This window comes from Paenisporosarcina sp. FSL H8-0542 (genome assembly GCF_038632915.1).
Taxonomy (GTDB): Bacteria; Bacillota; Bacilli; order Bacillales_A; family Planococcaceae; genus Paenisporosarcina.
In genome coordinates this window covers 1,433,307-1,454,536 of record NZ_CP152050.1, presented here as the reverse complement: position 1 = coordinate 1,454,536, position 21,230 = coordinate 1,433,307, and the positions used below count along the sequence as shown (strand labels likewise).

Below are 21,230 nucleotides of genomic sequence, written 5' to 3'. Positions count from 1 at the left end.
ATTTGATCAATCTTCGTCCATCTTCAATACAGCCATGAACGCTTCTTGTGGTACTTCAACTGAACCTACTTGTTTCATACGCTTCTTACCTTCTTTTTGTTTATCAAGAAGTTTACGTTTACGTGAAATATCTCCACCATAACATTTTGCAAGAACGTTTTTACGGATTGCACTGATTGTCGAACGAGCGACAATTTTTTGTCCAATTGCTGCTTGTATCGGCACCTCAAATTGTTGTCTTGGAATCAATTTCTTTAATTTCTCAACAATAATTTTTCCGCGTTCGTAGGCAAAGTCATTATGAACTATAAAGCTTAAAGCATCCACTTGTTCTGCATTCAACAGGATATCCATCTTCACAAGTTTTGAAGGTTTGTATCCGATCAATTCATAGTCAAATGACGCATAGCCTTTCGTTCCTGACTTCAATTGGTCAAAGAAATCGTACACGACTTCAGAAAGTGGTACTTCATAAATAATGCTTACACGCGTTTTGTCGATGTAATCCATCGTCATGAAATTACCACGTTTCTTTTGACAAAGTTCCATCACCACACCTACGAAATCGTTCGGTACCATGATGGTAGCTTTAACATATGGCTCTTCGATGCGGTCGATTTTTTGTGGGTCCGGCATCATCGATGGGTTGTCCACTTTTTTAATCTGACCATCCGTCATATGAACATCGTAAATTACACTTGGAGCAGTCGTAATTAAATCAATGTTGAATTCGCGTTCCAAACGTTCTTGAATGATTTCCATATGAAGAAGTCCAAGGAATCCACAACGGTATCCAAAACCAAGTGCCTGAGAAGACTCTGGCTCAAATTGTAATGCCGCGTCATTTAGCTCAAGTTTTTCAAGAGCATCACGTAAGTCATTATATTTAGACGTGTCAATTGGGTACAAACCACAATACACCATCGGGTTCAATCGACGGTAACCAGGTAAGGATTCAGTTGCCGGATTTGCAACATGTGTGATTGTATCCCCTACACGTGTATCTCCAACATTTTTGATTGCTGCAGTTAGGAAACCTACGTCTCCTACAGTCAATTCGTCACGAAGTGTTGCCTTCGGCGTAAACACACCCGCTTCAATCACTTCAAATTCTTTTCCGGTTGCCATCATGCGGATTTTGTCCCCAGGGCGGACCGTCCCCTCCATGACACGTATGTACGCTACTACTCCGCGGTACGGGTCGTAAAGAGAATCAAAGATAAGCGCTTTTAAAGGTGCTTCGGGATCACCAGTAGGTGCAGGCACTTTAGCAACGATTTGTTCTAAGATGTCTTCAATACCAATCCCAGCTTTTGCGGAAGCAAGTACAGCTTCAGAAGCATCAAGACCAATGACTTCTTCAATTTCTCCGCGAACGCGTTCTGGATCAGCTGCCGGTAAATCAATTTTATTGATGACCGGTAAAATTTCAAGTTCATTATCTAACGCCAAATAAACGTTAGCCAATGTTTGTGCTTCGATTCCTTGTGCTGCATCTACAACAAGAATAGCCCCTTCGCAGGCAGCTAAACTTCTGGATACTTCATATGTGAAATCGACGTGTCCTGGTGTGTCGATTAAATGGAACGTGTAATCTTCGCCGTCTTTAGCGCGATAGTTTAGTTGTACAGCATTCAATTTAATCGTAATTCCACGTTCACGTTCTAAATCCATTGAATCGAGAAGTTGAGCTTTCATTTCTCTTGAAGTCAATGCTTTGGTTTGCTCTAAAATTCGATCGGCTAATGTTGATTTACCGTGATCGATATGGGCGATAATTGAAAAGTTTCGGATATTCTGTTGGCGTTTGTTACGTTCTTCTCGATTCATGCAATGTCCACTCCTAATTAAACTATCTAGAATTATAGCAGTGAACATGTCTTTCATCAATGTTAGGTTTCAGGCGTCTCTTCAAAGAAGTTGGAAATTGCCTTTGTCAGGATGGAAATGGTCCGATTGATTTCTTCTTCCGTGTTCTCGATTCCACCCAGTTCAACTAGAAGAGAGTGGCTTGATAGGTCTTGGTTATATATCCCATTCCCGGTATCCCGGGTTTTAGCCAACACCCCTTTTGAGATGTCAGGAACCATCGCATTTACCTCATCAGAAATTGCTTTGGCAAAGGCTTCATTCAATTTATAGTTTGCATGTTCGGCCCCTACAACAAAAGACATTCTCGCATATGACGTGCCATTGGACTGTATTGTTGTCTTTTCGCGTTTGATGGAATCACGGTGAACATCCAGTAGAACATCATAGTGATTTCCTGCTAACTGCTTTTGCAAATATGGTCGGATTTTTGTATATGCACCGCTAATCTGCATATTATTCATTTTGTCAAACTGCAGCACGTCAACTGAATCCCCATTTAAACTAAAATGCTGGACAACAAGGTCACTTACGTTAGATATGTTGGCAGTAGGGTGATAATTAACTGCTTTCAGGCCTAGTTTTTTTTCGACAATCGGTTGGTACGATTCCTGAATATGTGTGAAATACAGCAAGACTTTAATTGGGTGAGCTGTGGTATTCACTGTGTTTTCTTTTGTGGAATCATTTGTGATTTCTTTCGTGTTTGCTGCATATGCAACCGGTCGAGTTTCAACTTTTTCTGAAGCCGTTGTTCCAAACGCCAGCATGGGGAGCTTAATCATTAATATTGGCATTAAAAATAAAAAAAGATAGAAACTCATGACTTTCTGCAATGTTTTGCGCATTGTACACCCCTCCTCCTACAACTTACGTAGGATCAGGGTTGATTAGAACTAAAAACATCCTCCTGTAGCCATTTCGTTACACTCGCTTGAATCATTTCTGCGTGCCTCACAACCCACGTATCTGTTTCTTTTGGCGTAACAAATAATTGTTGATGATGAGGGGGCAAAACTTCCTGCAATAGTCCTCGGATTTCTTCGCTTGACCACCCTGCCCATTCACCGAAAATCGGCTTGATGGCTTCAACATTTACGGGTTCATCTGAGCTTCTAAGCCATGATCCTACTGATAGGGCTGAAGATGGTTTCGTCGTCTCCCCGATTTGGGATGAAATCACTTTGAATACTGTTTCAATCGCATCCACAACTAGCACTGGCGCATCCACAACCATTGGCACACCGATAGCAGTTACAGGAACTCCTAATGATTCAAATGAAATTTCACTTCGCGCATTGCCTACACCCGAACCTGGGTGGATACCGGTATTTGTCAGCTGAATGGTTTTACATAGGCGATCTTGATTACGTGCTGCTAATGCATCAATAATCAAAATCAAATCTGGTTTGACATGCTCAGAGATCGCTTTAACAAACTCACCCGTTTCCAAACCGGTTTGACCTGTTACACCCGGTGCATAAAATAAAACTTGTCCTGTTTCAAATGGAAAATGGAACATTGCTTCATGAAAACGGTCGATTGCCAAAGGACCGATTGCATCCGGTGTAATCGTCCGATTTCCTAATCCGATTACCAGTACTTTAGATTGTGCCGTCAAATTAATTTGTTTATGAATATCTTCCAATGATTGAATAAATTGTTGCTCAAGTTCCTTGAATCCTTCGTCATCTTCAGCAGTTAAAGTTGGAACGGATAAAGTAATATATGTTCCAGCTTTTTTACCTATTGACTCTGCCCCATTTGCATCCGTTTCAATATGGGTTATATGAACACGACCTTTACGCTCTTCATTCATTTGAATCCCAGGCGTTTCATATAATGTATCTTTCTCTTTTTCCGTTCGATGCTGAACCACTTCGGTTGCTTCATCGATTAAATCAGTCCGCATTAGATTACGTATATTCATCCATATCACCTCAAGAAAAAGTTTGCCCAAGGTGTCAAGTAAATATTCTTTGCGTGAATCTATTGCAATTTAACTTTTGGTTTGCTAAAATAATGCTTGTTGTATTGATAATACTGATCTAATACTTAAAGCAAACAGCGCCTAATAAACGCGCATTAACGCTTAAACTCGAGAATCTCTTGATCTCGGACCTTTTATAGGAGGTGAAAGATATGCCAAACATCAAATCTGCAATCAAACGTGTAAAAACGAATGCTTCTGCTAACGCACAAAACTCTCACACGAAGTCTACAATGCGTACAGCAGTTAAGAAAGCTGAAAATGCTTCTCTTAACAACGAAGAAAACGCAAAAGAACTTTTACAATCTGCTATCAAGCAAGTAGATAAAGCAGCTTCTAAAGGATTAATTCATAAAAACACTGCGGCTCGTAAAAAAGCTCAATTAATGAAAAAAGCGTAATGATATGAAAGACCGGATTCGATTGACGAATCCGGTCTTTTTTTGTCTTAAGCCCATTATTAGTTAACTATTCTTATGATTTATAAAAAAAGTGGGAATCACGCCCCCTTTCCAAGGACGAACTGGCAAGCCTCCTCAGGCCAACAGGATGTTGGTCACAAAGGTGTTGCCATACGAGGTGGTGTTCTTAGCCTTCGTTCCTTTGTCCTCACTGAGGGTCTTGACAGCCCGTTTTTCCGCAGGAGTGTCGCAGGTTCCTTTACTATCAAGAGACTTGTTAGTTTCAGAAGTCAAAACGACAATATTCTCAGACTTGAAATTCTCTCCATCCTTTTCCCATAAAAAATGGACTTGATTCGCTTTAATCACGATTCAAGTCCATTGTCTTATAACCGATTCATTAAAAATAATTCCAGAATCCGTTCACGTCGGCCGCTACTTGTTTTTAATTGGTAATCAGCACCAGCGAGACGGTGTAACACTTCGAGCAAACGTTCTTCTCCTACTTGCTGTCTGCTTTCTACAATTAATTTGACGCGATACGGATTGACTTTTAATTGTTTCGCTATTGCCTGTGCATGATAGCCTTTCTTTTGCAGGTACCGAACATTCGACATCAAGCGAATTTGGGAAGCCAGCAATGCGGTCAGCATGATCGGTTCTTCTTTTTGCCTTAATAAGTCATGGTATACCGTCAATGCGGTGGTTGTATCACCTCGCAAGTATGCATTCAGTAACTGGAACGCATCCTGTTCTAATGTGCGGGTCATCAGCAACTCCACGACATCTTTCGTGATTTCGGATTCTTCTCCTACATACGTCGCCATTTTATGTATTTCGGACTGCAACTGAACAAGGTCCTGACCTACTGTCTCAATCAAACGGGCAATGGCATCATCCGTCATGCTTTTGCTTTCCTGGGAGACTGTTGATTGCACCCAGACTGATAAGTCGTTTCCTTCGAGAGGTTTCGCTTCCAGCAACAAAGCCTTATCCTTCATCAACTTTGTCACTTTTTTTCGCTCGTCCAATTTTTCATAAGGAGCAATGAAAACTGTGATGGCCGTTTCAGATGGATGCTGAACCCAACTTTCAAATGACTTCAAATCATGATCTATTTTTTCTTTTCCTTTTTCTGTCGCTTTTAAAAAAGAGGCATTCTTGGCAATAATTAATTTACGCTCTGTAAAAAACGGAATGGTGTCCGCTTCTTCAATAACATGTTGAACGGGAACTTCATCTAAATCAAACATCAATATATCCGTTTCTCCGGCTTTATTCAGTGATTCTTTCAGACGACGGATAGTTTCGTCAAAAAAGTAATGCTCTGTGCCGACTAGCAAGTAAATCGGACTGAATTCGCCTTTTTGAATCTTTTTCCAAACACTTGAGAACATGAAGAACCTCCTCTTACACACTTCATTTCCATTATACATCAAATCGAAATTCACTGGTGTTTGAACAAAATGTGTCATTCAGCTGAAATCACGGAAAAAAACTTGTTGTTTATAGATTTTTTCGAAGCAATCACTTATAATTAATTTGAATTAGGAGGGGTAGCAATGAACGAATTTGAAAAGAATGTCCAAACCAGACGTAACGATGTGGTTGACTCGGGTATTGGTTTCGTTGTATCTTTTGTTTTCTTTGCAGCGATTTTCACCATTGCGACTGTAATTGACTTCATTACAAAATAAGCAAAAAAAGAGACTTCTCATTGTGAAAGGTCTCTTTTTTTTATGTTTTTTTCGAATGACGTCCGCACGGTCATTGCTTCCTTTTCATAACGGACATGAATAGTGCCAACTTCCGCTGTTGTCATAGTCGGTAATTGTAATTCCTTGAACCTTTCGACCACTTCATGATTTGGATGCCCGTAACGGTTGTTTTGACCTGCTGAAAAAATGGTGAGCCGTGGTTGTAGCTTTTGTAAAAACGCTTCAGAACTGGAAGTTTTACTACCATGATGTCCTGCTTTTAATAGGTTGATATTTTGTATTCCTCCATAAACCTTCAGTAAATCCTCTTCCCCATCCTGTTCTAAATCTCCTGTAAACAACGCTGTAAACAAATCATGTTTCAAGTATAGTACGAGCGAATCATCATTTCCTTCATACGTAGTATCCTGTGGCGATACATAAGTAAACTGTGTATTCCTTATTCGGAATCCACTTCCCGTCATTTGTTCTTTAATCGGTATTTTCATAGCCAAAGCAGTTTGTACCGCGTGTTGCAATGTATTTTCAGCAATAGCGCCAGGTGTCACATGGACTTCTTTTACCTTCACTTCCTCCAATATTTCTTCGGCGCCTTCAATGTGATCACTATCCGCATGTGTCCAAATAAACGTATCAATTGTTTGAATGCCTCTTCCTTTCAAGAAAGGTACAATTACTTCCCTTCCTATTTCAAATGGTGTGCCTGATAGTTTCCAAGCTGCTTGATCAAACCTCAATAATCCTCCCGAATCAACCAGAATGACCCCTTGTCGATGCGGAAGTTCAATAAGGGTTGCATCCCCTTGCCCGACGTTAAGGAATGACACTTCAATCGCTGAATCGAAATAAGAAGAACCTTGAATGATGGCAATCGGCAAACCTAATGTCAAAATGAGTCTTTTCTTAGCGTGTTGAAGCTCCAGAACAAAAAAAGTAGCGACCACACCAATAAAGGCCACAACCATCTGCCAGTTCGATAGTTTGCCTGGATTCCACAGCTGATGTGGAATGGAGGCTAGTTTTAGAATGAAACTCGTCAAAGCCATTCTTAACGGTTCATACAAAATGAACAGGAAATCGGTTAAAGAAAGGAAGAAAAACGATAAACTAAACAGCACTAAATTAAACGGTAAAATAATGACGGAAAAGAGTGGCACAAACAAAAGATTGACTACAAAAGAGGAAAGAGAAATTTCGTAAAAGTGATAGAGAAGGATTGGTGCAACCCCAATTTGACAGAGAAAAGTAATCCAAAAAGATTGCTTGAAAACATTTGTTTGTGCTTGTAGAAATGGGGAAGAAAAAAGCAATACCGTGGCGGCTCCATAAGACAATTGAAATCCTACCTGGAGTAATACCCCCGGTTGCAGGTAAATAAAAATAAGCAAACTGATTGCGAAAGCATCAACGACTGCCAGTCTTTTGTGGAGTTGCTTTGAAAGTAATAGAATTTCCACGACACCGACCGCACGCCACACTGAAGGAGCCCCACCAACTAAACATGCATAGACTGGCAAACAGACGATTAAACACCATACGGCGACTTCTTTACGAATGGACAATCTAAGAAGGGATTGATAAAAGATATATGTCAGAAACGCTACATGAAGACCCGAAATGGCAAACAAATGCGTGATGCCAAGTATTTGATAGGCGCGATTCTCCTTTGGGTCAACGTCATCTCTTAAGCCAAGTAAAAGTGCTTTGGCTTCTGCTTGAAGTGAAAGTGGAAAATGCTTGTCTATATGCTTTTCCATGAGAAATCGCTGATTGGCAATCCAGCCGATTATTCCATCTGGCTGAGAAACCTGTACCATTGTGCTAGCCGACAACATCCCTGTTGCCCCATGGCTTGTTAAGTAGGTTTGCATATCAAACGCATACTCATGGGCTGGCATTGGGACAGGTGTTATTTGTCCCGTTATCTTGAATACTGCATCTGTCAACGACTGATTCAAGAATTTGATTTTCTCTTCTTCTGAATCAAAAGTATACACAATATACCATTTTTGTTTTCCCTCAGATATTGCGAATCCTCTTAATTTGGAGCCTTTTATTGTATGAATCGAAGTCCAGGTATAAACATCTTCTTGAGCGACTTCATGTGAATCATGCGTCAATTTGTCTTGTGCATGCAAAAAGAAAAAAATAGCCACTGCTACATAACTTAATAAAAAGAATATCTTAAATCGATTACGTACAAATAATAGAATAAGTGGGGCATGTAAAAAAAGAAGTTGGATGGAGCCGATTGCCGCGCTGGTTGACACTATGGCTGCGACGGCAATATAGATTAGGCGTTGGTTCCAATGGTTTTGCCAAATAACTCATTCACCTGCGCTTCATATGAAGCCAGTTCTTCTGCAGGAACACCCTTCTCTCTTAACTTATGAAGCATGTCCAAATACAAAGTGATTTTCTGATCGCTTAAGAAATCAATTTTCCGTTCATCGAAAGATACATGCACGACTTCAATATTTGACTGGGCAAGTAATTGAATGGCATATTCACTGTTTTTATAATCTTTCGCGTAATATAAACGTCGGATTCCTGACTGAATAATTGATTTTGTGCAAGGAAGGCAAGGGAAATGAGTCACGTACAAATCCGCTTCATTAGTTGATATGCCGTATTTTGAACATTGCAACAAGGCATTCATTTCTGCATGAATTGTACGGACACAATGATGATCCACAACGTAACATCCTTGATCGATGCAATGATCGCCACCGGAAATTGATCCGTTATATCCACCTGCCATGATTCGCTTATCCCGTACAATCGTTGCACCTACCGCTAATCTTGTACATGTGCTTCTAAGCGCCAGTAAATGACTTTGTGCCATAAAGAATTGGTCCCATGTTATTCGCTCCATAAAAACGCCCCCTGATTGTAAACTCTTATCTAGTTTAGTAGGAACACGTTTGAATCGTCAATTGAATATGGTTTTATTTAACCGAAATGAAATCTTTCAGTTGCTCAAAAGTTTGATCTCCGATTCCAGAAACTTCTTTTAAGTCTTCAATCGATTGAAAAAGTCCTTTTTCTTCCCGGTATGCAAGAATTGCCTTCGCCTTGGAAGGACCGATACCTGAAAGTGTCATTAAGGTCATTTCATCGGCAGTATTGATATTAATAATAGTAGATTTTTCTCTAGTTGAATCTGGTGTTGTCGAAATAGTTGTCGCTACGTCCTTTTCGCCAATCAATGGTACATAAATCACCATTTCATCGGTCAGTTTCGCAGCCAAGTTCAATGCTTTTTCATCAGCGGATGGCAACATGCCTCCTGCAAGCTGAATGGCATCCAATACACGACTTCCATGAGTTAATGTATAAACGCCAGGTGTCAGGACTTGTCCTTTTACATCAACGACAACCACTTCATTTATTTCGATGTCAGGTTCTTCCGATTCGTTCAGTTCTTCAGTTGGAATTGTATTTGGGATGGGGGTTTGAATGGTTTCGAGCGTATCGGCAAGTGGGGGCGCCTGCTCGTTTGAAAAAGGTTTAAACAGTACTACAAATAAAATAATACCTGCACTTACAAGCACTGCTTTATTCGTATGTTTTTTCATCCATGCAAGAATCAGATTGGGTCATCCTTTCCTACAGGGAGCAATTCTTATGGAGTTATCCATACTATAAACGAATTGCTCATTATTGGAAAGTCTTATGTGAAAAGCAATGGAAACTATTTAATGGCGTGGAAAAAGATTCGTTCACTGTTTTCTTCAGGTGACTCATTCGCCCAGTCTGCAGTTACCTTAATTTCCGAAAATCCTGCTTGCTGCAAGAATGATAGATATTCTTTTACATCATAAGAACGTTGAAAATGACTTTCTTCAAAACGGTCGTATGAACCGATCTTATTTTTCATAAAGAAAGTTAAATCATGATAAACAGAGTGTGGATACTCGCCTGGTTCCGTGTGCCAGATATATGCAACGTCCTCATCTTCATATGTAAATGGACCGTCTAAAAATAATACATCCATTTTATAAACAGAATGAACATCAAAGAACAGTTGTCCACCTGCTGCGAGCGATTCATGAATGCCATGCAACGTCTGAAGAACTTGCGCTTCCTCTTCCAGGTAATTTAACGAATCAATCGATAGAACAGCTACATCAATTTCTTCGAATCCGTCCAAATCAGTCATAGAGACATGAAATAACGGAATAGATATCCCCTGCTTTTGAAAGCGGTCAGCTGCAATTGCCAGCATTTCCTCAGACAAATCGACGGCTTGAACAAGAAAACCCTGTTCTGCAAATTTCGCAGACAGGACTCCAGTTCCACACCCAATATCTAATAAAGATTTACCTTTCACATTTTCAACATTCGAAATAACCTTTTCGACATATTTGTCGTAAGGAATATCCGTCATTAATGCATCATAAATGTGTGCAAACTCTTTATAGCTAGTCATTACGCTTCTAAGTCTACAGAGATGATTGGTGCATCTCCCCATAAACGTTCCAAGTTATAAAATGCACGTTCATCTTTATGGAATACATGCGCAACTACGTCGCCCATGTCCACTAATACCCAACGAGCTGCGTCATAGCCTTCTAAACGTTTTACATCAAAACCGGATTGGCCTGCCTGTTCTGCCATTTCTTTTGCAATTGCCTGCACTTGACGGTCAGAATTTGCGTGACAAATAATAAAGTAATCGGCAAGCAAAGATACACCTTTCATATTCAATACGACGATATCTTCTGCACGTTTGTCATCTGCTGCTTTATAAGCAACCTCTAGTAAAGTTGGAACTGTCATTCAGTCATTTTCCTTTCGTGTAACCAAATCATTATAACAATGAATGGAATCCGGATATACCGGTTGATTTTTTTGCAATAAAAATTGAATCGAACGTTGGACACAAGCTTTCATTAACGCGTTCAGTCCCAGTTCATCCTGTTGTCTTAAATCTTCAACTCCAGTGAATTGACGATTCGGTTCTATCATATCGGCACAATAAATTATTTTTTCAAGATCCGTCATGTTTGCACGGCCAGTAGTATGGTAGCAAATCGCGTTCAATACATCCTGATTTGACACTCCAAATTCCTGCTGAGCGACAATTGCACCGACTGGGGCATGCCACAATTCATGATGAAAATTCAAGAGGGTTGGATCCATCTGTTGATCGATAATGGTTTGTTTCATCCATTCCCTATCCGCAAATTTCACGACATCATGTAAAATTGCCGCAAGCTCTGCATCTTTTTCAGATACGCCATACACATTCGCTAATCGAATAGCTGTATCCATTACTCCTAAAGTATGCACAACTCGTTTCTCAGGCATCCGCGTACGTATAGCATTTATCAAATCATCTCTATTCATACAATTTCTCCTGACGAATATAAGTTTGTACATTTTCTGGAATTAACAATGATACATCTTTTCCTTCTTTGAACCGGTTGCGTAGCGCAGTGGAGGATAAATCAATCAACGGTGCATCGATTAACGTCACTGGATAATCAGAGCGTTCATCATAACCTGGACGCCGTACACCGATTAATCGGACCTTTTCGACCAGGTCATCAATTTTATACCACTTGTCCAAAGAAGAAATCATATCAGCACCAATCAGAAAACTGAAATGTGTTTGAGGTTCACGGGATGTCAATTCTGTCATCGTATCAAACGTATACGATAAGCCACCTCTTGCAATCTCAAGAGGCTCCACTTGAAAATAAGAAAATGGCTTGGTGGCAAGCTGCAGCATTTGCAGTCTTTGTTCACCAGTTGCCAGATGCGATGCTTCTTTATGTGGAGGCTTAGCGTTCGGCATGAATCGAAGTTCATCGAAATCCAGTGCATGAAACACTTCATTTGCCATGATTAAATGTCCAATATGTGGAGGATTGAATGTTCCACCAAAAATGCACACTTTTTTCATCGTTAGCCTCTTGTCGGCAATTCGATTTTTTTGTTGTTTTTAGAAGCTTTGTATAATACGACAGTCAAGCCGATTAACTGAACAAGTTCTGCTTTTGTTCCCTTTGCTAATTGCTCAGCTACTTCTTGCTTATCGTCTTCACAATTTTGCAGAATACTAATTTTAATCAGTTCACGAACTTCTAAAGCTTCTTGAATTTGTTTCAGCATATGTTCATTCACTCCGCCTTTTCCAACTTGGAAAATAGGGCTTAAATGATGTGCTTGACTACGTAAAAAACGTTTTTGTTTACCTGTTAACATGTGGACCTCCTAGTGTTTGCTCGACTTGCTTTATCGTTTGTTTCGTATCAGGTTTGCGATTTGTCCACTTTTGAAATGAGAATGCTCCTTGATGTACAAACATCCCAACGCCATTTAAACAACGTGCTCCTCGATCTTTTGCTTCCGCCAAAAAAGGCGTCAATAATGGATTATACACAATATCCGCAACAATTGCTGAAGATGTTACATTTTCAAGTGACATTGGCTTGTCCACTTTAGATGTTTTCATGCCTGCAGGCGTTGTCTGGATAATGATTTGAAACAGTGCAAGTTGTGATTCAGCTTGTGAAAGTGACATCGCACGATCACCATCTATATCATTAATTAATCGTTCCGCAGATTCGATTGTACGGTTTGCGCAGGAAATATGGACATATCCTTGAGCTTTCAGTGCGAAGGCTATCCCTCTTGCAGCGCCACCAGCACCAATAATTAAGATGGGCACATCTTTAAGATTTGCACCCATCGCTTCTTCAAGCGAATTGACAAAGCCGATGCCATCCGTGTTATATCCTGTCAGTGAACCATCCTCTTCCACCACTACCGTATTGACTGCGCCCATTAAGGCCGCTGTCGTATCAATATGATCCAGCAGTGGGACGATGGCTTCTTTATGTGGAATGGTTACGTTCCAACCACTCACTCCTAAACATTTAAGTGACTCGACGGCATTAACTAGCTTGTCTTTCTTTACATGCACAGGAATATAAGTGGCATCGATGGATAAATCGGCAAACCACTTGCTGTGCATGCTTGGCGACATCGAATGAGAAATGGGATCCCCAATGACCGCGTACCATTTTTTCATGTCAGTCGCCCCCTAAATCAATGATGGACGAACTTGAATTTCTACTCCTTTAGGAGCATATGCTGCAATGACCACGTTCGGTTGGTTAACAGTAATCCAGCCCAATCCGGAGAACACGATATCCGTCTTACCTGCTTTAACAGAAAACTCGTGTCGTACAAGTGGCGGGAAATTCTCTTTAAATTCGGCAGAAGGCGGTGCAAGCATTCCACCTAAATGTTCCGCATACAAAGCATCAGCATTCTCAAGTTTCGTACGGTGAATATTTAAATCATTCGATATATGAACCGTAAACGACGAACGTTCTCCTTGAATGAAGTCAAATCTTGCAAGGCCTCCAAGGAATAAGGTTTGTCCTGAATTTAACTGGAAAATTTTCGGTTTGATTTCTTTTTTAGGTGTTATCCATTTTAGTTCAGATGAGTCAAGGAAATGCGCCATTTGATGATGATTGATAATACCTGGCGTATCATAAAGTGATTGATTGTCATCCAATGGAATTTCAATTAAATCAAGTGTTGTTCCAGGGAAATGTGAAGTTGTAATCACTTCTTTTTCACCTGTCACCTGCTTGATGATACGGTTGATGAAAGTTGATTTTCCAACATTCGTACAACCAACTACATACGCATTTTTGCCTTCACGAAGACGATCTATTGCTTCCATCGCTTCCACCATTCCAGTTCCTTTATGGGCACTGACTAACATGACATCGACAGGCTTCAATCCCAATTTCTTCGCTTCCTGCTGCAACCACTGTATGACGCGATGTTTTTTCACTGATTTCGGCAATAGATCCACTTTATTCGCAACCAGTAAGATTGGATTGTTTCCTACAAAACGGTGCAAACCTGGTAACCAGCTTCCGTTGAAATCGAAAATATCGACGATTTTCACGATCAGACCTTGTTCATTGCCAAGACTGTTCAAAATACGAAGGAAATCATCATCCGTTAATGACACAGGCTGCAATTCATTGTAATTTTTCAAACGGAAACAACGCTGGCAAATAATCACTTCTTTTTCCAGTGATGATTGTGGTGCATATCCAGGTTCCTTTAGATCTACTGTTTGTATTTGAGTACCGCATCCGATACAAGTTGGTATAGTTGTCAAACTTCTTCCTCCCAAGTTACATAGCCTCTTCTTTTTAACGACTTGAAAATTCGTCTTTCAACCAATCGATTGAAACGCGTGAAAAATCCGTCCGATTTTGCTACAGGCAATACTAAAATCGTATGTAAATGGATGCGATTTCCTCCGACAACATCCGTCAGGAGCTGATCGCCGATTACTACCACTTCTTCACGTTTAACATCCATTTGTTGAAGTGCTTTACGAAATGCTTTGCCCATCGGTTTACGTGCTTTATAAATGAAAGGAATGCCAAGTGGATCTGCAAATGATTTCACTCGCATCTCGTTATTATTCGAAACAATCGTCACTTGAATTCCTGCGTCTTTCATACTCTTTAGCCAGCTCACAAGTTTGGGTGTCGCATCAGGACGGTCCCATTCAACTAACGTGTTATCCAGATCCGTTATGATTCCTCGAATTCCTTTATCAAGCAATCGTTGTGGCGAAATGTCGAATACACTTTTCACAAATTCGCTCGGTAAAAATTTTTTATACACCGTGACACACTCCGTTCAACCTATTTTTCTCTAATGATTATAACATACTCCCGATTTTCTCACCCACTCGCACCCGACTGCCGGGTGTCAATGACGAATCCTTTTGAAAAGCATCTTTTCCAAATAGTAATACAACCGTGGAACCAAACGTGAAATACCCTATTTCCTCGCCTTTTATCCAATCCCGTGATGTATTGGTCATTTCAATTGAGTTTACAAACATGGCACCCACACTGATAACTGCACAGTTTTTTTGATTTGAACAAACCAAATGCGTGACTTGTCGATAGTTTCCGCTAATTGGGGTTTTTCCATAAGACAATCCGGCCTGATTCACAGGGTATGATTTTTTCCCAAGTGTCATTTGTTTTTTAACATGTCCATTAACCGGACTATGAATTCGATGATAATCAGCAGGGCTTAAATACAATACCATATAAGTCCCGCCAACATATTGTGAGGCAAGGTCAACATTTCCAAGCAGGTCCGTTAGGGTATACGACTTTTCCTTCACTAAAAATGTTCCAGTGGATGATATTTGCCCAATGGATTCAACTTTTGCATCAACAGGACTTCCCACTTCCATATCTCCTTCTGCAATGGGACGGTGCTGTGCATCAATTTTTCGGATGAAAAAGTCATGCAATGTCGGAAATGATTCGATAGTTTGTGAAACTTCCTGCATCTGTATTCCGTATGTACGTATATAAGATGGAATCACTTTTCGACTCCAAGAAGATTTGGCGAATTTCTGGATTGCCACGGAAGACCATTTGCCATTCGTCAATTCAATAAGCGTTTGGTAAACTTTCTGTTTCACGTTATCCCACCTCTTCTAAATATGTTCTACCTTTTTTTAGTTGAAAGAAGTATAATGAACTAATACTTTACACAAGAAGGAGTGTCGTCCATTGTTTTTAATGCATCGAGTGGATCACACAATCAAAAAAATGAAAGCACATGCAGCAAATATGATCACCATCGGGAATTTATCTTTTGGTGGTGCTTCCATAATGACCACATTAAACGAATCATATAGCTATAGTGTTCTGTTTATATTTATCGCAGCATTACTGGATCGTTTCGACGGGATGGTTGCTCGTAAATTAGGTCAAGAATCGGAACTCGGAAAACAACTCGATTCCATGAGCGATATCATCTCATTCGGCGTTGCCCCAGCGATTCTCATATACATGGTTGATTTATTTGAATTTGGAACAGCCGGAATGGTCATCACCATCATTTATATTGCCAGCGGAGCTTTTCGTTTGGCACGTTTCAATATAATGGATTCGAATGGCTACTTTACTGGTCTCCCAATTACTGCTGCCGGTACTATACTGACGCTTTCTTATTTTGGATTGTCCCTGTTTTCACCAGTTTTTTATATGTTCCTCGTGCTCATTTTGGCTGTATTGATGATTAGTACTTTTACTTTGAAAAAAGTGTAACGACCGCAAATTGTGGTCGTTTTTTTCATGCTTTTTATGTCGTTAACATATAGTGACAAAAGACGACATGGAGGTGCTCATCAGCATGAGTGGTTTATTGTCTGCCGTCCTGCAATTATGGATTGAAATTCCGGCAGTCCTAGGTTACCTGAAAGGTCAGGCATTTAGAAAGCCCCTATCCCAAGAAGAAGAAGCCATATATGTAGAGCGTTGCTTAGCCGGTGATGAAGAAGCCAAACACGAATTAATTGAACGGAATATGCGACTCGTTGCACATATCGTCAAAAAATTCCATCCAAAGCATGAACAACTCGATGACTATATTTCGATCGGTACAATCGGTTTAATGAAAGCCGTAGCAAGTTATACACCAGATAAAAAGACCCGCCTCGCGACATACGCCGCCCGCTGCATAGAAAATGAAATTCTCATGCATTTACGTTCCCAGAAAAAAGTCCAAAAAGATGTCTCTCTCTACGAACCGATTGGCACGGATAAAGATGGCCATTCACTCCAAATTACAGATCTCCTGCAAACTGACGAAGACACTGCACAACAAACACTGGAACAAAAAGAACAGATGGCAAGACTTTACCGGCACTTGGACAAATTGGAGAAACGCGAAATTGAAATTATTGAGCGTAGATATGGGTTACATCAATTTGAACCAATGACTCAAAAACAAATCGCCAAGCAATTGAATATTTCAAGAAGTTACGTTTCCCGCATCGAAAAGCGAGCACTCGTAAAGTTGTATCAATTGTTTAAACATGAAAAAAACTCTCTCGATTCACTGGATATCGAAAGAGCCTCCAACAATCAATCTCTATTTTAACACGGAAACTTGCTTATAATTTACTAATTACATGTAAAACGATTTGTGTCGAATGTTTTGCAGCTGTAGGCAAGAATTCATCAAAACTGATGGATGATTCCTTCCCTGCAATATCAGACAGTGCACGAATCACAACAAATGGTACGTCGAATTGGTGGCACACTTGCGCTACAGCAGCCGCTTCCATTTCAGCCGCCTTCATGTGAGGGAAATGATTACGCACGCTTTCAACACGCACAGGATCGTTCATGAATGAATCTCCTGTAGCAATTAGGCCCGTTGCATATTGATGTTGGCCTATTTCTTCCACTGCCTCTTCCGCAAGCTTACGAAGCTTAGCGTCTGTTGTGAAAGCTGCAGGAAGCTGTGGTACTTGTCCCATTTCATAGCCGAAAGCTGTTACATCCACATCGTGGTGACGTACTTCATCCGAAATAACGACTGCTCCCACTTCTAGTTCTGCATCAAAGCCACCAGCTGAACCTGTATTGATTACAGCATCCGGTTTGAAATGTTGAAGTAAAATGGTCGTTGACATGGCTGCGTTTACTTTACCGATACCGCTTCGCAGCAGCACAACGTCATGCCCTGCATATGTACCTTCAGTAAATTCACTATTTGCGATAACCGTTGTTTGTGGATTTTCAATTGCCGAACGTAACGCTTCAACTTCTTGTTCCATTGCGCCAATTACTGCTAATTTCATATAGTTTCCGCCTCTTTTCTGTTTGATAAATCATTGGATACATGTACTTTCGAACAAGCTTCGTATTTAGTCTCGAGCAAAAACACTTCCCTTAAAATAATAAAAGCGGCGCCGAAAGTCAATAGGCGCCGTCCAATGTTTTCAAAGTCTCCATTTTTTCAGGTTTCCAGCCTTCACCGTCCACCCACTCTAAATACACACGATATTTTTCTTTTTTATCATTTGAGGATACAACCCCAATGGATTTCTGAGGACTTCCCCCGTTTTCAATACGCCATACAATCATATTGTCCGCAGCTAAGCCTGTTGTATATGCCATTGCTTTTAGTTTCTCATCCCAGTCCACATGCCCCTCGGTATATACAGATGTATGTTCGCCAGTTTGTGATGTGCCTACCGGCTTCCAGCCCGTGTTAACGATTCGTTCAGAAACGAGTGGATCATCAGACGGTGTAGAAGTTACGGTGCCACCAGTTGTTGAATCTTCAGTTGTTGTAGATTCTTCCTCAGTAGCTTCTTCTTCAGATGATTCGCTGTCTTCTGTTGCCTCTTCTTCTGCAATTGGTTCAGAACCGATTTGGTCTTCAGGATCAACATCTTCTTCAGCTTCTGAGCCATCTGCCGTTTCTGCAGACTCGGTGTCTTTCGTGCTGTCAGCTTTTTCAGGTTCATCGTCATTTCCGATGAAAATAAATCCGGCAGTAATGATAATAAGGACAATGACGATCCCTATAAGTGCATTTAATATTGTGTTCGTGCTTGGTTTTTTTGGCCGATTACTTCTCGAGGTATATCGACGCTGTGTATTTGCCAATGCGTACTCCCCCTTATATACAGCATGATAACATAAATGTTGATTACAAATTAGACGAATGTGTTAAGGAAATGTTTCATTTGGATAAGGTTTCGGCTGATTTTTTGGCGTAGAGATGTTTTGGAGCAATTTTGGTGATTTGGGAGCAGTTTTAATAGTTTTTAGATAAAGTTCCTCAGTTTCGGAGCAACTAACAATTATCTCCTAATTTTACTATTCCCCGAAAAAACAAAAATCCACTCCCAAGATGCAGGAGTGGATTTTGATTATTAATTGATTGATACAATCTTGACGTCCATTTCGCCGCCAGGAGTCAATACTTTTACTTGATCTCCAACCGAACGGCCAATTAAGCTTTTCGCGATTGGAGAATCATTTGAAATCAAACCTTCCATTGGATCTGCTTCAGCTGAACCAACGATAGTGTATGTTTCTTCTTCTCCGTCTGGAACTTCAATAAAGGAAACCGTTTTCCCAAGGGATACGATGTCGTTATTTTGCTCGTCTTCTGCAATAATGACCGCATTGCGAATCATTGATTCTAAAGTTGAGATACGTCCTTCAACGAATGCTTGGTCTTCTTTAGCAGAATCATACTCAGAGTTCTCGGATAAGTCACCGAAACTACGTGCAATTTTAATACGTTCAACAACCTCTTTACGTTTAACCGTTTTCAAGAATTCTAGTTCGTCCGCTAATTTCTGCTTTCCAGCAGCAGTCATAGGGTATTGTTTTTCTGTTGACAATGTATTTCACTCCTTCAACTACTTGCTAACTAATAAAAATACTATGACTCGCATCTTATAAATATGCGGCTAAGTAATTAGATAATTTTGTCAGTCTTTCAATATCATATTACACAATGATATCAGATTCAAGAATTGTTTTAATTTTTGTAACCATTAAATCAATGGCAACCTGGTTTTGGCCACCTTCTGGAATAATGATATCTGCATATCTTTTCGTCGGTTCGATAAATTGGTTATGCATCGGACGTACGACAGATAAATACTGTTCCACAACCGATTCGATGGAACGGCCCCGTTCATTGATGTCGCGCATTATACGACGAATGATGCGTAAATCCGAGTCCGTATCGACAAACAATTTGATGTCCATCAAATCTCGTAAGCGCTCATCTTCGAGAACCAAAATACCTTCCAATATAATAACATCCTGTGGCTCAATTACAATCGTTTCGTCTGCACGAGTGTGAACTGCATAATCATACACAGGTTTTTCGATTGCTTTACGATTCAAAAGTTGATGAATATGTTCAATTAACAAATCTGTATCGAAAGCCAAAGGATGATCATAGTTTGTAGCAAGTCGCTCTTCAAATTTTAGATGGCTTTGATCTTTATAATAATAATCTTGTTCGATTACGACTACGGATTTTTCTTTGTAAACGTCATAAATTGCCTTGGTAACACTTGTTTTCCCTGAACCAGAGCCACCAGCAATACCAATAACAAGCGGGCGCTTAAATGTCATCGTACAAGCTCCTTTCTCATCATGTTATTTGGTCTTAAAGGGGTGTCGGATTTGAAACGAACGATTTGCAACGGATGGCGTGCAACATCCAATTCCATTCCTTTTTCATCCCATAATTCTGTAATGGTCATCCGGAAATTTTCAATATCTGGGCCGAAGAATTCCACTTCTTGCCCTTTTGTAAAGTAATTCCGTTGTTGCAATGTGACCATTTTTGTTTCTTCATTATAATCCAGAACAAGACCTATAAAATCTGTCGTTGTCTTTCTGCCATGGACACCATACATTTGCTCTTCATATGTTGGTTCACCTTCAAAGAAAGCAGTTGCCGTATCACGGTTCGCGCATTTTTCGAGTTCTTCAAGCCATTCGCGTTTTATCACAAAGTTCTCGGGATCTGCGCAATACGCATCGATTACTTTACGGTAGACACTGACAACGGTAGCTACGTAATGAATCGATTTCATGCGACCTTCAATTTTCAGTGAATCGATGCCAAGTTCAATCATACGTGGGATGGATTCGACTAGTTTCAAGTCTTTTGGACTCATGGCAAATGGCGCGTCACCCTCACTGAATAAAGGTTGCTGTTCGCCTTCGTTTACTTCGTACAAATCGTAATCCCATCGACAGGACTGGCAACATCCACCACGGTTTGAGTCACGTGCTGTCATATGATTCGACAACGTACAGCGGCCACTATAAGCGATACACATAGCTCCGTGAATGAAAGCTTCGATTTCTATATCGACTTTTTCTTTCATTTCCTGAATTTCGTCGCCGCTCGTTTCACGGGCAAGAACAACGCGGTGCAAACCTTCATCTTTCCAGTATTGAACTGCTTTCCAGTTTGATAAAGATTGTTGTGTACTTAAATGAATTTCGAGCTTAGGCGCTTCTTGACGACATGTTTCGATAATTAATGGATCTGCGACGATAATGCCTGTCACACCTGCTGATTCAATATCTTTTAAGTATGTTGCCAAACCATACATATTTTCGTTATGTGCAAAAATGTTTGTCGTGACATAAATTTTCGCACCATAGCCGTTCGCAAACTCAACTGCTTGTCGCATTTCATCTATTGAAAAGTTACCTGCATTTGAACGAAGTCCAAATTCACGGCCACCAATAAACACAGCGTCCGCACCGTAATGAACAGCGATTTTCAGCTTTTCAAGATCTCCTGCAGGAGCAAGGAGTTCTGGCTTTTTAACAATGACGCGTTTGCCATCAATGATTTCACTAATTCGGTCATGTTGAAGTAATGCCATGC

Annotated in this window: 26 protein-coding genes; 4 read left to right on the top strand and 22 right to left on the bottom strand. The window is 40.4% G+C overall.

The genetic code is table 11. From position 1 onward, the window contains the following. Window positions 1–6 precede the first annotated feature (6 nt). The 3 genes from lepA to gpr all read right to left on the bottom strand — a co-directional run bounded on the left by lepA (window position 7) and on the right by gpr (window position 3,799). Complete coding sequence (gene lepA, locus MHH33_RS07730; RefSeq protein ID WP_016426875.1) at window positions 7–1,830, bottom strand: translation elongation factor 4; 1,824 nt, start codon at window positions 1,828–1,830, stop codon at window positions 7–9. Window positions 1,831–1,892: 62 nt separating this feature from the next. Then, complete coding sequence (gene spoIIP / locus MHH33_RS07725; protein ID WP_342543453.1) at window positions 1,893–2,717, bottom strand: stage II sporulation protein P; 825 nt, start codon at window positions 2,715–2,717, stop codon at window positions 1,893–1,895. Between the two features lie 32 nt (window positions 2,718–2,749). Next, window positions 2,750–3,799 (bottom strand): GPR endopeptidase, encoded by a 1,050-nt coding sequence (gene gpr / locus MHH33_RS07720; RefSeq protein WP_016426873.1) that lies wholly within the window; start codon window positions 3,797–3,799, stop codon window positions 2,750–2,752. 212 nt (window positions 3,800–4,011) lie between these two features. Between gpr and rpsT the strand changes: the two genes are divergently transcribed. Beyond that, a complete protein-coding gene (gene rpsT, locus MHH33_RS07715; RefSeq protein ID WP_016426872.1) occupies window positions 4,012–4,260 on the top strand; it encodes a 30S ribosomal protein S20 in 249 nt (82 codons plus the stop codon). A 135-nt stretch (window positions 4,261–4,395) separates the two neighbouring features. Here rpsT and MHH33_RS07710 read toward each other — a convergent pair whose 3' ends face one another. Continuing rightward, window positions 4,396–4,629: a hypothetical protein gene (locus tag MHH33_RS07710; protein ID WP_342543452.1), complete on the bottom strand. Its 234-nt coding sequence runs from the start codon at window positions 4,627–4,629 to the stop codon at window positions 4,396–4,398. A 17-nt stretch (window positions 4,630–4,646) separates the two neighbouring features. Then, window positions 4,647–5,657, bottom strand: a complete 1,011-nt coding sequence (holA, locus tag MHH33_RS07705; protein ID WP_342543451.1) for a DNA polymerase III subunit delta — start codon at window positions 5,655–5,657, stop codon at window positions 4,647–4,649. A gap of 165 nt (window positions 5,658–5,822) precedes the next feature. Here holA and MHH33_RS07700 point away from each other — a divergent pair, with 165 nt between their 5' ends. Next, complete coding sequence (locus tag MHH33_RS07700) at window positions 5,823–5,957, top strand: YqzM family protein (protein ID WP_016426870.1); 135 nt, start codon at window positions 5,823–5,825, stop codon at window positions 5,955–5,957. 17 nt (window positions 5,958–5,974) lie between these two features. Here MHH33_RS07700 and MHH33_RS07695 read toward each other — a convergent pair whose 3' ends face one another. From MHH33_RS07695 to MHH33_RS07640, 12 genes are all read right to left on the bottom strand, one after another. Beyond that, complete coding sequence (locus MHH33_RS07695) at window positions 5,975–8,248, bottom strand: DNA internalization-related competence protein ComEC/Rec2 (RefSeq protein ID WP_342543449.1); 2,274 nt, start codon at window positions 8,246–8,248, stop codon at window positions 5,975–5,977. A 23-nt stretch (window positions 8,249–8,271) separates the two neighbouring features. Further along, on the bottom strand, window positions 8,272–8,853 hold the full coding sequence (locus MHH33_RS07690) for a ComE operon protein 2 (protein ID WP_016426868.1): 582 nt from the start codon (window positions 8,851–8,853) through the stop codon (window positions 8,272–8,274). A gap of 73 nt (window positions 8,854–8,926) precedes the next feature. Further along, window positions 8,927–9,556: a helix-hairpin-helix domain-containing protein gene (locus MHH33_RS07685; protein ID WP_342543448.1), complete on the bottom strand. Its 630-nt coding sequence runs from the start codon at window positions 9,554–9,556 to the stop codon at window positions 8,927–8,929. Window positions 9,557–9,672: 116 nt separating this feature from the next. Next, window positions 9,673–10,410 carry a class I SAM-dependent methyltransferase gene (locus tag MHH33_RS07680; RefSeq protein ID WP_342543447.1) on the bottom strand — a complete coding sequence of 246 codons (738 nt, stop codon included), beginning with the start codon at window positions 10,408–10,410 and terminating at the stop codon, window positions 9,673–9,675. Continuing rightward, complete coding sequence (rsfS, locus tag MHH33_RS07675; RefSeq protein ID WP_342543446.1) at window positions 10,410–10,760, bottom strand: ribosome silencing factor; 351 nt, start codon at window positions 10,758–10,760, stop codon at window positions 10,410–10,412. The genes MHH33_RS07680 and rsfS overlap by 1 nt, the downstream gene beginning before the upstream one ends. Next, on the bottom strand, window positions 10,761–11,330 hold the full coding sequence (gene yqeK / locus MHH33_RS07670) for a bis(5'-nucleosyl)-tetraphosphatase (symmetrical) YqeK (protein WP_342543445.1): 570 nt from the start codon (window positions 11,328–11,330) through the stop codon (window positions 10,761–10,763). Then, window positions 11,323–11,889: a nicotinate-nucleotide adenylyltransferase gene (locus tag MHH33_RS07665; RefSeq protein WP_342543444.1), complete on the bottom strand. Its 567-nt coding sequence runs from the start codon at window positions 11,887–11,889 to the stop codon at window positions 11,323–11,325. The genes yqeK and MHH33_RS07665 overlap by 8 nt, the downstream gene beginning before the upstream one ends. 2 nt (window positions 11,890–11,891) lie before the next feature. Next, the gene (gene yhbY / locus MHH33_RS07660; protein ID WP_269925208.1) at window positions 11,892–12,191 is read right to left on the bottom strand and encodes a ribosome assembly RNA-binding protein YhbY; all 300 of its coding nucleotides are present in this window, start codon (window positions 12,189–12,191) and stop codon (window positions 11,892–11,894) included. After that, window positions 12,178–13,020: a shikimate dehydrogenase gene (gene aroE / locus MHH33_RS07655; protein WP_342543443.1), complete on the bottom strand. Its 843-nt coding sequence runs from the start codon at window positions 13,018–13,020 to the stop codon at window positions 12,178–12,180. Before aroE ends, yhbY begins: the two co-directional genes overlap by 14 nt. Before the next feature lie 12 nt (window positions 13,021–13,032). Beyond that, complete coding sequence (gene yqeH, locus MHH33_RS07650) at window positions 13,033–14,136, bottom strand: ribosome biogenesis GTPase YqeH (protein ID WP_342543442.1); 1,104 nt, start codon at window positions 14,134–14,136, stop codon at window positions 13,033–13,035. Further along, entirely contained in the window at window positions 14,133–14,654 is a 522-nt protein-coding gene (locus MHH33_RS07645; protein ID WP_342543441.1) for a YqeG family HAD IIIA-type phosphatase, read from the bottom strand. The genes yqeH and MHH33_RS07645 overlap by 4 nt, the downstream gene beginning before the upstream one ends. 37 nt (window positions 14,655–14,691) lie before the next feature. Beyond that, the gene (locus tag MHH33_RS07640; protein ID WP_342543440.1) at window positions 14,692–15,474 is read right to left on the bottom strand and encodes a phosphatidylserine decarboxylase; all 783 of its coding nucleotides are present in this window, start codon (window positions 15,472–15,474) and stop codon (window positions 14,692–14,694) included. A 91-nt stretch (window positions 15,475–15,565) separates the two neighbouring features. On the opposite strand from MHH33_RS07640, the gene pssA reads away from it, so the two are divergent. After that, window positions 15,566–16,105 carry a CDP-diacylglycerol--serine O-phosphatidyltransferase gene (gene pssA / locus MHH33_RS07635; RefSeq protein WP_016426857.1) on the top strand — a complete coding sequence of 180 codons (540 nt, stop codon included), beginning with the start codon at window positions 15,566–15,568 and terminating at the stop codon, window positions 16,103–16,105. Window positions 16,106–16,190: 85 nt separating this feature from the next. Then, window positions 16,191–16,940 carry an RNA polymerase sporulation sigma factor SigK gene (sigK, locus tag MHH33_RS07630; protein ID WP_016426856.1) on the top strand — a complete coding sequence of 250 codons (750 nt, stop codon included), beginning with the start codon at window positions 16,191–16,193 and terminating at the stop codon, window positions 16,938–16,940. Window positions 16,941–16,953: 13 nt separating this feature from the next. On the opposite strand, the gene mtnN is transcribed toward sigK, so the two are convergent. The 5 genes from mtnN to MHH33_RS07605 form a co-directional block, all read right to left on the bottom strand. Further along, window positions 16,954–17,646: a 5'-methylthioadenosine/S-adenosylhomocysteine nucleosidase gene (gene mtnN, locus MHH33_RS07625; protein WP_342543439.1), complete on the bottom strand. Its 693-nt coding sequence runs from the start codon at window positions 17,644–17,646 to the stop codon at window positions 16,954–16,956. A gap of 118 nt (window positions 17,647–17,764) precedes the next feature. After that, entirely contained in the window at window positions 17,765–18,460 is a 696-nt protein-coding gene (locus MHH33_RS07620) for a YrrS family protein (protein WP_342543437.1), read from the bottom strand. 269 nt (window positions 18,461–18,729) lie between these two features. Continuing rightward, window positions 18,730–19,206, bottom strand: a complete 477-nt coding sequence (gene greA, locus MHH33_RS07615) for a transcription elongation factor GreA (RefSeq protein ID WP_016426853.1) — start codon at window positions 19,204–19,206, stop codon at window positions 18,730–18,732. Between the two features lie 109 nt (window positions 19,207–19,315). Continuing rightward, window positions 19,316–19,954 carry a uridine kinase gene (gene udk / locus MHH33_RS07610; RefSeq protein ID WP_016426852.1) on the bottom strand — a complete coding sequence of 213 codons (639 nt, stop codon included), beginning with the start codon at window positions 19,952–19,954 and terminating at the stop codon, window positions 19,316–19,318. Further along, window positions 19,951–21,228: a U32 family peptidase gene (locus tag MHH33_RS07605; RefSeq protein WP_342543436.1), complete on the bottom strand. Its 1,278-nt coding sequence runs from the start codon at window positions 21,226–21,228 to the stop codon at window positions 19,951–19,953. Before MHH33_RS07605 ends, udk begins: the two co-directional genes overlap by 4 nt. Window positions 21,229–21,230 lie beyond the last annotated feature (2 nt).

Bases quoted from the DNA above. Each gene is read 5' to 3' on its own strand.
- lepA (WP_016426875.1), bottom strand. From the start codon at position 1,830: ATGAATCGAGAAGAACGTAACAAACGCCAACAGAATATCCGAAACTTT.
- spoIIP (WP_342543453.1), bottom strand. From the start codon at position 2,717: ATGCGCAAAACATTGCAGAAAGTCATGAGTTTCTATCTTTTTTTATTT.
- gpr (WP_016426873.1), bottom strand. From the start codon at position 3,799: ATGAATATACGTAATCTAATGCGGACTGATTTAATCGATGAAGCAACC.
- rpsT (WP_016426872.1), top strand. From the start codon at position 4,012: ATGCCAAACATCAAATCTGCAATCAAACGTGTAAAAACGAATGCTTCT.
- holA (WP_342543451.1), bottom strand. From the start codon at position 5,657: ATGTTCTCAAGTGTTTGGAAAAAGATTCAAAAAGGCGAATTCAGTCCG.
- MHH33_RS07700 (WP_016426870.1), top strand. From the start codon at position 5,823: ATGAACGAATTTGAAAAGAATGTCCAAACCAGACGTAACGATGTGGTT.
- MHH33_RS07690 (WP_016426868.1), bottom strand. From the start codon at position 8,853: ATGGAGCGAATAACATGGGACCAATTCTTTATGGCACAAAGTCATTTA.
- MHH33_RS07685 (WP_342543448.1), bottom strand. From the start codon at position 9,556: ATGAAAAAACATACGAATAAAGCAGTGCTTGTAAGTGCAGGTATTATT.
- MHH33_RS07680 (WP_342543447.1), bottom strand. From the start codon at position 10,410: ATGACTAGCTATAAAGAGTTTGCACACATTTATGATGCATTAATGACG.
- rsfS (WP_342543446.1), bottom strand. From the start codon at position 10,760: ATGACAGTTCCAACTTTACTAGAGGTTGCTTATAAAGCAGCAGATGAC.
- yqeK (WP_342543445.1), bottom strand. From the start codon at position 11,330: ATGAATAGAGATGATTTGATAAATGCTATACGTACGCGGATGCCTGAG.
- MHH33_RS07665 (WP_342543444.1), bottom strand. From the start codon at position 11,889: ATGAAAAAAGTGTGCATTTTTGGTGGAACATTCAATCCTCCACATATT.
- yhbY (WP_269925208.1), bottom strand. From the start codon at position 12,191: ATGTTAACAGGTAAACAAAAACGTTTTTTACGTAGTCAAGCACATCAT.
- aroE (WP_342543443.1), bottom strand. From the start codon at position 13,020: ATGAAAAAATGGTACGCGGTCATTGGGGATCCCATTTCTCATTCGATG.
- sigK (WP_016426856.1), top strand. From the start codon at position 16,191: ATGAGTGGTTTATTGTCTGCCGTCCTGCAATTATGGATTGAAATTCCG.
- mtnN (WP_342543439.1), bottom strand. From the start codon at position 17,646: ATGAAATTAGCAGTAATTGGCGCAATGGAACAAGAAGTTGAAGCGTTA.
- udk (WP_016426852.1), bottom strand. From the start codon at position 19,954: ATGACATTTAAGCGCCCGCTTGTTATTGGTATTGCTGGTGGCTCTGGT.
- MHH33_RS07605 (WP_342543436.1), bottom strand. From the start codon at position 21,228: ATGGCATTACTTCAACATGACCGAATTAGTGAAATCATTGATGGCAAA.